Consider the following 13,120-nt stretch of genomic DNA (forward strand, 5'->3'; position numbering starts at 1 on the left):
GAGCCCGGCCCTCCTCAATTTCGTTCGTGTTGCAAGCTGCATACGCATAATCTGCATGGGAGTCATCTTTGTCCAATTCAAACGTCATTACAACGGATCGGGCGCCTGCCGCCATTGGTCCCTATTCGCAAGCCAGAGTTCACGGCGGGCTACTCTTTGTGTCGGGGCAGTTACCGATCGATCCATTGACCGGCAAGATTTCCTCCGATGATCCTGCCGAACAGGTCAAGCAATGCCTGACAAACATCCAGGCGATTGCCGAAGCTGCCGGCACATCCATGGCACATTGTCTCAAGACGACGGTGCTCGTTACCGACCTTTCGCGATTTGCGGACATAAATGCCGCATATGGCCAGATGTTTACCGCACCTTATCCTGCCCGGGCGACCTATCAGGTAGGCGCGTTGCCGTTGAATGCCCAGATCGAGGTCGAGGCTGTCATCGCAATCATCTGAACGATGGTAATGTGGGCGCCGAAATCTGAAATTCCGGCGCCCTCAGATCGGACCATCAACACCGAGAGGCCGCTTTTAAAAGGGCGTAAGCCTTCCGCACGCCTCAGCAATCCGCCGGCAGGCATCTGCCAATTCATCCTGTTTTAACGCGTAGGATATCCTCAAATGTCCGGGACTGCCGAACAACCCACCCGGCACGACGGCCACGTGCGCCTCCTGCATCAGGTAGCGACTGACATCGTCGTCGGTTGCGATGACCTTGCCATCAGGCTGCTTCATACCCAAAGCACGTGCACAGCGCGGGAAAAGATAAAAGGCGCCGTCCGGCGCAGCGCAGTCAAATAGTCGGGTAGCCCGCAGCTTCTCGATAAGAAACAGCGAGCGATCCCGAAACGAACGACACCGCTCGGCAAGGTAATCGTCCGGGCCGGTCAGAGCTGCAAGCACGGCCGCCTGCGAGATCGACGACGCGCATGATGTCGATTGACCCTGAACGATCGCCATGTTTCCGATCAGGGACTGCGGACCGACGCCCCAACCCATACGCCAGCCGGTCATGGCATAGGCTTTTGATGCTCCATCAACGACGAGCATCCTTTCCCTGAGGTCGGGAGCTGCGTCGCGCAAGCTGACAAAAGGAGCGTAGCTGATCTCGCGATAGATTTCGTCACTCATAACGGCGATCTGCGGATGACGTCTCAAGACATCCGCCAGCGCAACCAGTTCATCCGGCCGATAAACAGCTCCTGAGGGATTGCCGGGATTGTTGAGCAGCAGCCAACGAGTTCGTTTTGTAATCGCGTTCTCGAGCTGTTCCGGGGTGATCTTCAATCCCGTGTCTGCGGTCTGCACCACCACCGCGCGGCCGCCGACGATCTGCACCATGTCCATGTACGTGGTCCAAAAAGGCGCTGCGAAAATAACCTCGTCACCAACATTCAACGTTGCCATTAAGGCATTGAAAATGACCTGCTTCGCTCCCGTACTGACGAGCACTTCCTTTTCGGTTGCGTCGTGGCGCTTCCCGATAGCGGCGCGCAATTCTGGGGTGCCCGAATTGGCGGTGTAACGCGTCTTGCCGTTTCGTGCCGCTTGAAACGCTGCGTCCACGACATGTTCAGGAGTAGGGAAGTCAGGCTCGCCGACCCCCAGATCAATGACGTGTTTTCCTTCTGCCCTCAACAGTGCGGCGGCTTCCGAAATCCGCACGATACCCGACACCTCGATCCCGAGGAGCCGGTCTGCACGGGAAAATGGAGAGCGGTCGTTCATATCAGTCCACCAAAATTTCCGGCGGATTTTCGTCATATGTTCGGATGATGCTTCGCTTCGGTTCGGCAACTGGATTGTCGAAGAGCTCGCTCTGCGTCTCCTTATCCGAAAGGAAGAGGAATAGTCCCGGTTCGTTTCCCAGGGGGTAGGCATCGACCGCATGCCAGGTGCCCAGCTTAAACATAATGCCTTGGCGATCGAGGCGAAATGCCCGCAACTTCGCCGGCGTAGGCACCTCTTCCGCCGGCTCGCTTACAACAATCACCGTGGGAGATCCACCGATATGCATGCGGGATTCTGTTACATGGAAGTGTCTCTCGATCTTATGGACCTTGAAGGGCTGCGGCTTGAAGCTGATGAGTTGCAGAATGAGCGGCCCGTCGCACTGCCAAGGGAATCTGTGAACACTTTTCGTCGGCAAGTCGAAGTCCGGGATCTCGTGCGGGTGAAAGACACGTCCGAAAGGCGCGAATGCCTCCGGTGTCAACGTTTCGATTTCAATGCCATGCCCTGACGTCACGTGTTTACCTCCTCGAAATTGTATCGGGTTCCGGATGGGACCGGTCCCAACCGGGAAGGTAGCAAGCGGCAGGTGGCGACGATATGCGCAAACGTTACGCCAGCATGTTGCCCTATGGGCACTGCCTCCGGTGGGTTCAACATCGACCGAAGATTTTGGAATGTCGTCGAATATAATCGATCATCGTGGTCATCGCCTTTGTCGGCGTCCGGCCAGATCGCGCAATGACATTCGCCTGGTTTTCGGTCAGCAACGGATGGTCAATCTCGAGCGCTTTCAATTCACCACTACCGAACTCGGCCGCGACATAGCGCGGACCAAGAAACGCAACGGCCGTGCCGTTGCAGATGAAGTGGGCGATGGCTCGGGAGGAATTCGAGGAGAACACGACGTTCAGAGGAATGCGCTTTGAATCGGCCAGAAGTTCAGTGGTGCGACCAAGCCCGAAATTGTTCGGCATTTTAGCGATTGGGTACGACAGGGCGCGGGCCAGCGTGATTGGCTCGGTTGTTTTGGCGAGTTCGTGATCATTGCTGACAAAAAGCTTGATAGGCACATCGACATGCAGGAACGAGCGGATATAGCTGACCTTCGGAGGGTTATAGACAATTCCGAGATGCGCGATATCCGACGCGACCTGATCTACGATGTCTCCGACTGAAAGCACGTTCACCGAAAGCTCTATTTTGGGAAAGTCCCTGTTGAATGGCTTGACGACATTGTCGACAAAATCAACCAGGAACCCCTCAGAAACTGAGATATAAACCTTTCCGCGCTTGAGCGCCCGGGTCTCAGCGATACGCTCTTCGAGGATCTCCATAAGCGAACGGGAAGAATGCCAGTAGTCGAGCAGGAACTGTGCGGCATCAGTCGGTTTACTGCCAGAGACGTCGCGCTCAAACAGCTTGACGCCCATCTCCTCCTCAAGCAGTTTTAACTGCCGCGTCACGACTGAAGGGGCGGTGTTCAACTCATCGGCTGCCCGGCGGATGGAGCCATGCAGCGCAACATTGTAGAAATAGCGTAGTCGGCGCTCATTGAGTTCCCGCATTCTCTCGCCAACATCCTTTCGAGACAAAGCGCCGGAGCTTCTCCGGGGCCGTCCAGTCCGTTTAAATATTCCGCGACATGCGCGGATCCAAATAATCCCGCAATCCGTCGCCTATGAGATTGATGCTTAGCACGGTGATCGACAGGAACACGGCGGGAAAGAAGATCATATGGGGATAGATCTGGAAGAACGTCCGCCCGTCAGCGATGATATTGCCCCATGTCGGGATAGACGATGGCGTGCCTGCGCCGATGAAGCTCAGGATCGACTCGACGATAATGGCGGAACCACAGATGAAGGTTCCCTGAACTATCAGCGGGGCCAGAGTGTTGGGCAGGATATGCCTGAAAAGGATGTGGTGGATCGGAGCACCTGACGCTATTGCCGCTTCAACGAAAGGCTGGCCGCGCAAAGTGAAGACGACGGAACGCATCAGACGGGTGACCCGCGGTATCTCCGAAATCGTCAATGCGATGATGACGTTGCCGACGCTGGCTGTCGTCAGCGCCATCAGGGCGATGGCCAAGAGAACGGCCGGTATTGCCATGAAGGCTTCGAGGACACGACTCATAATGGCATCCACCGACCTGAAGAAACCCGATACGAGGCCGAGAAGGATTCCGCATGCGAGCGACAACACGGATACGGACACCCCGACGAGCAGGGAAACACGACCACCTGCAATCACGCGGGCGAAAAGATCGCGACCAAGCGCATCGGTGCCGAACCAATAAAGTGAGGACGGGGGCTTCAATCTCCTCAGCGGGGAAATAGCATTTGGGTCAACCGTGTAGATAATCGGTCCGACAAGAGCGATCAGGATCACGCTCAAAAGCAAAATGCCGCCGACGACTACGGATAGATTCTGGTGCACAAATCGATTCCAGAGCGCATAGCGTGAGGGTGTGTTTTCTAGGATTACAGTCATGGGATCAGTTTCTGATTCTGGGATCGAAAATGGCATAGCTGATGTCCACCAGGAGATTTACCGCTACGTAGATCGCCGACAGTAGAATGAGCACGCCCTGGATAACCGGATAATCGCGTTGCAGGATTGCATCGACCAGTAGTCGGCCGAGACCAGGAATAGCGAACACTGTCTCGGTGACAACCACGCCGCCCATCAGCAGCGCAATACCAATTCCCACGATCGTGGCGATGGGGACTGCGGCATTTCTCAAGGCATGGCGCAATAACACGACATGTTCACTCAGTCCTTTGGAACGGGCGGTGCGAATATAATCCTGCGAAAGCACCTCAATAACGCTCGCTCGCGTGATGCGCGTGATCAGAGCAATATAGACCGTGCTTAGCGAAAGCGCTGGAAGGATAAGATTGTAAAACCAACCCGACCAGCTCGTTGCCAACGGCGTGTAGCCTTGAACCGGAAACCAGGCGAGTTTGACCGAGAGGAACCAGATCATCAGATAGGCGATGATGAATACCGGAACCGAAAACCCCAAAATCCCAATTGCCATTGCTATCCGGTCAATTAGGCCTCTGGCCCGCCATGCGGCAAGCGTGCCGAGCGGAACCGCGACCGCTATCGATATGATGATCGTCAGGACTGCCAACGACAAGGTCGGCTCAAGGCGCTGCGCAATCAACGCGGTCACGGGCTTGTGGGAGAAAATTGAAATTCCCAGATCTCCTCGGAAAGTATTCCAGAGAAAGATACCGAGCCGCACGTGGAAAGGTTGATTGAGACCGAGCGTTTCCCGAATTGCCTCGATGTCGGCGGGCTGCGCCATGTCCCCCGCGATAACCGCAGCCGGATCGCCGGGAGCGAAATAAAGCAAAGAAAATGCGATTAGCGCAACGAGAAACATGACCGGAAGAGCGGCGAGAATCCGCCGTGCAAGGAAGGATATCATCGGCTCGCTCCTGAGTTCGGTTCGCTTACTTCAACCATTTTATCTGACCTCCTCTTGGGAATAGCCGGCATTTGCCTGAAACGGGTCGAGAGAGGCTGGCCAGTAGGGCTGGCGTTTCTTCGAGTAAGGGAGGGTTGCGAACTTTGTCGAGGCCGATCCGCCGGCATCCACGTAACGGACCTCCGCAGCCAGAGGTCCAAAGCCAGTCAGGAAATGCTGCATCGACTTGACCACGATTATCTTCTTGTCAGTCAATTCACATCCGAGGGCCGTGAAGGCCTCGGGCGAATGAGTCTGAAGTCTGGTCGAGGTGAGAACGATGTCAATTTCCGCGCCGTTTACCCACACCCCGGTCCCGAGGCTCATGCGCCCGCCGCTCAGCGCGGGCTGTGAATGGTCCCGCTTGATGCCCATGACAGTGACGCGCAGGTCCACCGGGTCGCCGGACTGCGGCCCCATCTTGCCACCGACGCGAAGGTCGAGTTCTCCACCAACACCGGTTTCCAGGCACATCTGAACAGCAACGGGGTCCCAAAAGCACCCGATAGCGACGTTTTCCACTTTTCTATCAATCAAGCCGCGCAGAATATTAGTGTTGTCTGCGGCCGCGCCCGCACCCGCATTGTCTGCGACATCGGCAAACACGATTGGTGCCGCAGAGGACGAGAGAGCGGCACTGATTGCCTCTTCGACCGTATCGTAGCGCTGGGCCGCTAAATCCCGGATATCCCACAATTCTTGACGAAATCGCTCGGCGGTCTTTACCGCAGCTTTCATATCGTTGTCGGCCACAACGAGCATTTTAGCCCCAACGTCCGCTACATCAGCCCATGGAAAGCCGTGCCCGAAGGAGACCGAGAGTATTCCGTCGTGGCCCTCCGCCTCGGACATGCGTGTGACGAAGGATCGCATTGGTTCGGTCGGCGGACGCCAGACGCCGATCATCCGGCAGTCTTCCAGTGCCATTACGGGCCTGATTTCTCCTGCGAGCGTGCGGCCCACGAGGTCGTAGACCTCTCTCGCCCTTTCGGCGATATCAGTATGGGGATATTCTTTGAAGGCGACAATGATATCCGCCTTGGTGCGCATCAGCTCCGTCAGGTGGCAATGGAGGTCTATCTCGACGCCGATCGGCACCGATGGTCCGACGGTCTCTCGAACCCTTGCGATGATATCACCCTCGCAATCGTCATAGCCTTCAGCCACCATGGCGCCATGCAGGAAGAGCAACACCTTGTCCACCGGCAACGCTTTCTGCAGATCCTCCAGGATTTCGTCCCGCAATCCTTCATAGGCGGTTCGTTGCGTCTTGCCCGCAGGAGCCGCGAAAGCGCATATGCTTTCTACCACCTGATCCCCGTCCGAGGTCGCCAGACGACGCCATTCGATCAACGGAATGTTGCCAAGCACCGGCGCGCGCAGTCCTCCGTCGCCGCGAAAATACTCACGGGTGGTGAACGATTCTCGCACGGATGGAAAAGGCGAAAACGTGTTGGTTTCTGTCGCGAGAGTGGAAATGAAGACTTTCAAACGGATCTCTCCCAAACCTGAAATTTAAACGACTTGCCTCAGAAGGCATCAATCACTGTGCCCACTCAGATCGATCCCACTCCTGGCAGACGTGGCCGACCGAGACCTCCCGATACTCGCGCTTGGGGGCGATGTAGTTCGGCGGCCTGATCGGCGAGGGCAGTTCGCGGATCGGAGGCGCGGGACGCTTCCCGCGCTCGCGCGGCTCAGGCACCGGAACTGCTGACAACAGACGCTTCGTATAGGGATGCGTGGGATTGCCGAAGATCGAGGCTCGAGGTCCGATTTCGACAATCTCTCCCAGATACATCACGGCGACACGATGACTGATCCGTTCTACCACCGCCATATCGTGGGAGATGAAGAGATAGGACAAATTCATTCCCTTCTGAAGGTCGAGCATCAGGTTCACCACCTGCGCCTTGACCGATACGTCAAGCGCCGACACTGCCTCATCCGCGATGATGAGTTTCGGTCGGACAGCCAGAGCGCGTGCGATCGAAATGCGTTGACGCTGGCCGCCTGAGAATTCATGTGGGAACCGTCTCATCATATCCGGCAAAAGCCCCACCTCCCGGAGCAACTGCGCGACGCGATCCTTGGATTCGCGTCTGCTTGTCATTCCGTGCAGAAGCATCGGCTCAGCAATGGCATCGCCTATCCGGATTCGAGGATTGAGGCTTGCATAAGGATCTTGGAAGATCATCTGCATCTTCGTCCGAGCCTTGCGCAGTTCGGCCGCCGAGCATTTCATGAGATCCTGGCCATCGACGACGATTTCGCCGCTCAGTGGGTGCTCGAGCCGCATGATCGACCGGCCGGTCGTGGATTTGCCGCATCCGGATTCCCCAACAACGGATAAGGTCTCGCCTGCCTTCAGGTTGAAGGAGATGTTTTCGACCGCGTGGACCCGCCCGCCGAGCCTACCCAGGAAACCATTGTTGATGTCGAAGCGGGTGACCAGGTCTCTAACCTCCAGAACGGTCGCAGCCTTCTCGATTGTCAGCTTGCGTGTGCTAGAAGTCTCCGGCGTTTGCGGGGGAAGGGCCTGCTGATCCTGTAAAGGAAGTACGAAATGTGCAGGCTCCGATGTGCCTGTCATCGATCCAAGCCTCGGCACCGCCGCTAATAGTGTACGCGTATAATTGTTCTTCGGTTCGTGGAAAATATCCACGGTGTCCCCGTGCTCAACCAAATTGCCTCGAAACATGACGAGTGTTCGATGCGCAATCTCTGCAACCACTCCCATGTCATGGGTGATGAACAGGATGGACATCTGTTCTTCTGCCTGTAACTGGCGCAGCAATTGCAATATTTCCGCCTGGATCGTCACATCCAACGCCGTGGTCGGTTCATCGGCGATCAGCAATTTAGGCCGGCAGGCAAGCGCCATGGCGATCATGACGCGCTGGCGCATGCCGCCTGAAAACTGGTGAGGAAAATCATCCAGACGAGTGGCGGCCGCCGGTATGCTGACGCGGTCGAAGAGCCGCACTGTCTCTGCTCGTGCTTCGGAGACCGACATCTTGCGGTGCAAGACGAGCGTTTCCGACAATTGCCTGCCCACCGGGAGGACGGGGTTGAGACTCGTCATCGGTTCCTGGAAGATCATCCCGATCTCGCCGCCGCGTACCTTGCGCATCTCCCGCTCCGGCAGCACGGTGAGATCGCGCTCATTAAGCAGGATCTGGCCCTTAACCTCGCTTGATCGGGTATCGAGCAGGCGTGTGATGGCGAGGCTCGTCACGCTTTTGCCGGAGCCGCTTTCGCCGACGATGGCGAGCGTTTCACCCGGATTGACGTCGAACGAAATGCCGTTAACCACCTGTGATCGGCCGTGCCCCGACAGAAATGCGACTTCCAGATCCCGAACGGATAATACAGTTTCGACCACGGATACCCTCTCAATTTTCATAGATAAGTCGGGATGGCCGCGCAGGGCGCCGCCTGTCCTGTATCGCAGAGAACTGTCCCGCCTCAGGCAGTCTTCTGGACGTTCCAAAAGAGCGGGGCAGGCGACTTTACAATCCCGCTTACGGTCTTGCGATAAGCGGTAATCTGGGAACGCTGGCCAAGTGGTACATAGGGTACCGACTGAAATGCATGCGCTTCGACATCACTTGCTATCTTCTTTCGCTGGTCTTGGGATGTCGCCTTCATCCAATCCGTCCGAAGGGATTCCAGCTTGGCATCATCCGGCCAGCCAGGCCATGCGGCAAGACCGTTGCCGCGTAGAGCGAGATGTTGCGCCGGGCTGAGGAAATCAACCGACCCAGCACCCGAGACAAGGGCGCTCCAGCCGCCTTTTTCAACCGGCTCCGTCGAATTTCGACGCGTGAAATAGGTACCAAGATCCATGGTCTGGACTTCGACCGTCATGCCAATATTGCGCAGAAGCTGCTCGACGACGAGGCTGGCTGAATAGATCCACGGGATGTCGGTGGCCGAAATGAGGACCACTTTCTCGCCGGCATAACCAGCGTCCTTTAAAAGGGCTTTGCCCAGTTCCAGATCGCCCTTCATCACGTCCGATCCGGTGCCCGAAGACATCGGAGTGCCGCAGAAGAAGAACGACTTGCAAACTTCGTAATTGCCTTCTCCGACCATGGCGACGAGTACGTCTTCCTGGTTGATGGCGGCCATCACCGCCTGACGAACCTTCACGTTGTTGAAGGGTTTTTGCTGTTGGTTGAAGCGCAACATTGTCCCCTGGTAGGGATCATAATCGCCGACCACGACATTAGGATCGCCTCTCAAAAGCTCGACAAGGTTGAGATCGGGTTTTTCGAACCAGTCGATTTCGCCACGCTTTAGTGCCGCGACCGCTGTTGATTGATCGGGGATAATGAGCCACTCGACACGATCGAAATTGACCTGTTTGCCGCCAGCAATGCCGCTCGGCGTTTCCTCGCGAGGAATATAACCGTCGAATCTTTCATAGGCGGCTTTGCTGCCCGGTACCCACTCGTTCGGTAGAAAGCGATACGGGCCGGATCCGGTGGCGTCAGTGATCTGCGTTTTGCTGTCCGTAGCGCCGGCGATGCGCTCGGGCATGATAAAACACACCGGCGTGGAAGATTTACCGAGTGCAACGTAGATGAGCGGGAAGGGGGATTTCAACGTGAAGCGGATCGTATTGTCATCAACGGCTTCGAGCTTGTCCGTAGCCTCGAGCAGGGATTGTCCGAGGCCATCCTTACCCCCCCAACGTTTAATGCTCGCGATGCAATCCTGCGCGCGCACCGGTGCGCCGTCATGAAATTTCAATCCGGGCCGCAGCGAGAACGTGTAGGCGAGGCTGTCGTCGCCTTCCTCCGCCTTATCCACCATCTGCGGCTGAATTTCAAAGTTTTCGTCTTCCGCAAACAAGGTGTCATAAACCAAATAGCCATGATTGCGGATTGGATATCCGCTTGTGACGATCGGATCTATCGACGAAAGATTTCCGGCAGGGACAAACCGCAACACATTGGGCCTGGACTGCGCCGAGGCTCGATTTGCGCTTGATGCAAGTAGTGCAAACGCCGCCGTGTGCTGCAGGAATTCACGTCTCGTCCCTGTCATCGTCGCTCCACCCGTTGTTGGCTTATCGCTCTCGATAGGGGCGATGCCTATTCTTTGGAGCTAACGTAAGCACAAAGGCCTGAGACGTAAAACCGTAAACGGAACACAATGGTGTTGCCTGTTGGGCAACACCAATCCTATCGGAAAAACTGCCACTAACCTTGCGGCAGTGGTGGCAGGACCTCGTCAGGGATCGGGCAGACGTATCCCCCCCCGGCATTGCGGTTACGATGTTCCTGTTTCGCCTGTTCAAGCAAATCAGTATCTTTGATTGCGCGTAACACGGAAGCAGTCATAACCTTCGCAGCCTGGAACATCCCCTTATGTGCAGCCGGCAATTTCCCCTGTGAGACGAGTTGCCACGAATGAAAGGCCGTGCTGCGCGCGAAACTGGCGACCCAAATCTGCGCCAGCGGGATCACAACTGAAACATCGCCCACGTCTGTCGACCCGAGCGAATTGCCGACGTGATCCGCAAGCGGAGCTATATCGCCGTCCAGCGCGCGGTTGCCTTGATAATCCGGATCATTGAACGCGACTGCCGCTGCCAAATCCTTCTCATCGAAGTCAGGTGCGCCAAGCGCGATGAACTGCTCGTGCATCATCGTGGTCAGAGCCAGATTAGGTTGATACGGCGACATTCCCGATTCGATCGAGAATTCAACTTGGGATCCGCTCATCATCGCCGCCCCGCGCGCAACCTGCTCGACGCGCGCCACGAGGGCATTCAAACCTTCGATGGTACGCGACCTTACGATGTAGGCGAGCTCTGTTCTAGACTGGACGACGTTTGCGGCAATTCCTCCAGCATCACGATAGGCGTAATGGATACGCTCGCCATCTTCGATGTGTTCGCGCAGGTAGTTGCAGCCGACATTCATCAGTTCGGCGGCATCGAGAGCACTTCGTCCGAGATGCGGCGTTAGGGCCGCATGCGAGGCATGTCCGCGAAAAATGACCCGTATTTGCAAAAAGGCGTTGGTCCGGCTCATGTGGGCGGAGGACGTTGGGGCCGGATGCCACGAAAAGGCGGCATCGAGATCGTCAAAGACCCCGGCGCGGGCCATGAAAGCCTTTCCGCCGCCACCCTCTTCCGCCGGGCAGGCGTAGTAGCGAATGGTGCCTGGAATGCCCATGGCTTCAAGTATTTCTGCTGCGGCTGCCGCGGCAAGCGCCGATCCGGTGCCAAGCAGGTTGTGCCCGCAACCGTGGCCGGCCATGCCTGGATGAAGAAACTCCTCTTTCGCCGAGCCCGCGACTTGGCTCATCCCCGCCAGAGCATCGAACTCGCCCAGGAGACCAATCACCGGCTTGCCCTTGCCACGTTCCGCGACAAAGGCAGTGGGCAATCCGCCGATGCCCGCCGTGATCTTGAAGCCTTCAGCTGCCAGCACGTCCATCTGGGCTTTGCTGGAGCGACTTTCGGAGAACCCCAATTCGGCAAATTCCCAGATCTCGTCGGCCAGCCGGGAATAACGAGCCGCTCTCTTGTCCACGGCCGCAAGAACACCTGCAAGATCGATTGTGATTTCATTCATACCCATGTCTCCTTCTCAAGGCGAATTAAATGGCGCGACCGTCGCCCGGCGTTTGCCAATCCGGCAGAGGTGCCCAGCCATGCGGCCTTGGCACACGAACTTAGCCGCGAGTGCGTACTGCATGGGTCATGCGCTCCAGAATCTCGCTGAGTATCGTTTCCGATGTCGCAAAATTCAGCCTTGCAAAGGCCTCACCGCCTGTCACAAACGTCTGCCCGGCGCTTAGGGCTACGTGCGCTTCGCCCAGAAAGAAATCGTAGGCCGGCAAGGGTAATCCAAGTGCGCTGCAGTCGAGCCACGCCATGTACGTGCCTTCGGGTGCATAGACCCGGAGTTCCGGCAGGTCCTTTTGCAACCTTTGCATGAGCAGGCCGCGCATGTCGGCCAGATATGACAGTACATCATGCTGCCATTGATGGCTGCGCTCCCAAGCTGCAATCGTCGCATCGATACCCATGACATGTCCCGGGACAATCACTCTGCGCGGGAAGGACTTGAGATAGCGATCGCGTAACTCCGCAGTGCCAAAGTGAACAAACGCGCATTTCAGGCCCGCCGTATTGAATGATTTCGCCGCCGAACCCAGAGTGATCGTTCGCCTTGCTATTTCCTTGCCAAGGGAGGCAATGGGAACATGCCGGAACTGATCGAAGGTAATCTCGCAGTGCACCTCGTCCGAAATGATGAGCAGATCGCGAGCCAGAGCGAACTCCGCCAGTTTTTCCAGGTCCTGGCGATCGAGCACGCCTCCCGTCGGATTGTGTGGATTGCACAGCACAAGCAGGCGTGTCTGGGGTCCGATGGTATTGGTGAGGTTGTCGAAATCGATGGATAAACGATTTCCGTCGTCCACGGTTCCGACGGGGGTAAAAACGCGCCCGGTCGAGACTATCGCGTCTCGAAATGGCGGATAGCAAGGTTCCTGGACCGCAACGCCATCGCCTGTTTGCGAAAACGCCAGTATGGTTGTGAAAATTGCTTGCACGAGATCGGAAACGACGACAACATTTTCCGGGTCCGGACGCCAATCGAAAATCCTGCTCATGCGTTCAGCATAGAGCAATGCCACAGAGGCCGGCGTGCGAGATCCGTTTCTTGCCGGGTACCCGTATTGTTGAGCAGTCGCTATTCGTGACAGAGCATCGGCGATCGCTGGCGCCGCCGCATAGTCCATCTCGGCCACAAATGCCGGAAGGACATCTTCCCCATAGGTGGACCACTTGAGATTACCACGACGGCGCAGCGCCGGTTCGTCCATCAGAAAATATATACTGTCCGGATTGCGCTTCAGCGGAGCAGCTTCGACATTCTGCATC

Annotated in this window: 11 protein-coding genes; 1 reads left to right on the forward strand and 10 read right to left on the reverse strand. The window is 56.7% G+C overall.

Annotated features, from left to right (window positions below):
* Window positions 1-68 precede the first annotated feature (68 nt).
* Window positions 69-455 (forward strand): Rid family detoxifying hydrolase, encoded by a 387-nt coding sequence (locus ATO67_RS13935; protein ID WP_067650100.1) that lies wholly within the window; start codon window positions 69-71, stop codon window positions 453-455.
* 75 nt (window positions 456-530) lie between these two features.
* Here ATO67_RS13935 and ATO67_RS13940 read toward each other — a convergent pair whose 3' ends face one another.
* The 10 genes from ATO67_RS13940 to ATO67_RS13985 form a co-directional block, all read right to left on the reverse strand.
* Window positions 531-1,727: a pyridoxal phosphate-dependent aminotransferase gene (locus tag ATO67_RS13940; RefSeq protein ID WP_067650103.1), complete on the reverse strand. Its 1,197-nt coding sequence runs from the start codon at window positions 1,725-1,727 to the stop codon at window positions 531-533.
* A gap of 1 nt (window position 1,728) precedes the next feature.
* Window positions 1,729-2,247 (reverse strand): ureidoglycolate lyase, encoded by a 519-nt coding sequence (locus ATO67_RS13945; protein WP_067650106.1) that lies wholly within the window; start codon window positions 2,245-2,247, stop codon window positions 1,729-1,731.
* A 136-nt stretch (window positions 2,248-2,383) separates the two neighbouring features.
* Entirely contained in the window at window positions 2,384-3,298 is a 915-nt protein-coding gene (locus ATO67_RS13950; protein ID WP_067650108.1) for a LysR family transcriptional regulator, read from the reverse strand.
* A 61-nt stretch (window positions 3,299-3,359) separates the two neighbouring features.
* The gene (locus tag ATO67_RS13955) at window positions 3,360-4,172 is read right to left on the reverse strand and encodes an ABC transporter permease (protein WP_210176130.1); all 813 of its coding nucleotides are present in this window, start codon (window positions 4,170-4,172) and stop codon (window positions 3,360-3,362) included.
* 58 nt (window positions 4,173-4,230) lie between these two features.
* The gene (locus ATO67_RS13960) at window positions 4,231-5,172 is read right to left on the reverse strand and encodes an ABC transporter permease (protein WP_067650114.1); all 942 of its coding nucleotides are present in this window, start codon (window positions 5,170-5,172) and stop codon (window positions 4,231-4,233) included.
* A 39-nt stretch (window positions 5,173-5,211) separates the two neighbouring features.
* The gene (locus ATO67_RS13965; RefSeq protein WP_067650117.1) at window positions 5,212-6,702 is read right to left on the reverse strand and encodes a M81 family metallopeptidase; all 1,491 of its coding nucleotides are present in this window, start codon (window positions 6,700-6,702) and stop codon (window positions 5,212-5,214) included.
* A gap of 52 nt (window positions 6,703-6,754) precedes the next feature.
* Window positions 6,755-8,617 carry an ABC transporter ATP-binding protein gene (locus ATO67_RS13970; protein ID WP_067650119.1) on the reverse strand — a complete coding sequence of 621 codons (1,863 nt, stop codon included), beginning with the start codon at window positions 8,615-8,617 and terminating at the stop codon, window positions 6,755-6,757.
* Window positions 8,618-8,679: 62 nt separating this feature from the next.
* Window positions 8,680-10,266 carry an ABC transporter substrate-binding protein gene (locus ATO67_RS13975; RefSeq protein WP_067650122.1) on the reverse strand — a complete coding sequence of 529 codons (1,587 nt, stop codon included), beginning with the start codon at window positions 10,264-10,266 and terminating at the stop codon, window positions 8,680-8,682.
* A 155-nt stretch (window positions 10,267-10,421) separates the two neighbouring features.
* Window positions 10,422-11,804 (reverse strand): amidohydrolase, encoded by a 1,383-nt coding sequence (locus ATO67_RS13980; protein ID WP_082760292.1) that lies wholly within the window; start codon window positions 11,802-11,804, stop codon window positions 10,422-10,424.
* A 100-nt stretch (window positions 11,805-11,904) separates the two neighbouring features.
* Window positions 11,905-13,119: a MalY/PatB family protein gene (locus ATO67_RS13985; protein ID WP_067650129.1), complete on the reverse strand. Its 1,215-nt coding sequence runs from the start codon at window positions 13,117-13,119 to the stop codon at window positions 11,905-11,907.
* Window position 13,120 lies beyond the last annotated feature (1 nt).

It is taken from the genome of Agrobacterium bohemicum (assembly GCF_001562555.1).
GTDB classification, from domain to species: Bacteria; Pseudomonadota; Alphaproteobacteria; order Rhizobiales; family Rhizobiaceae; genus Agrobacterium; species Agrobacterium bohemicum.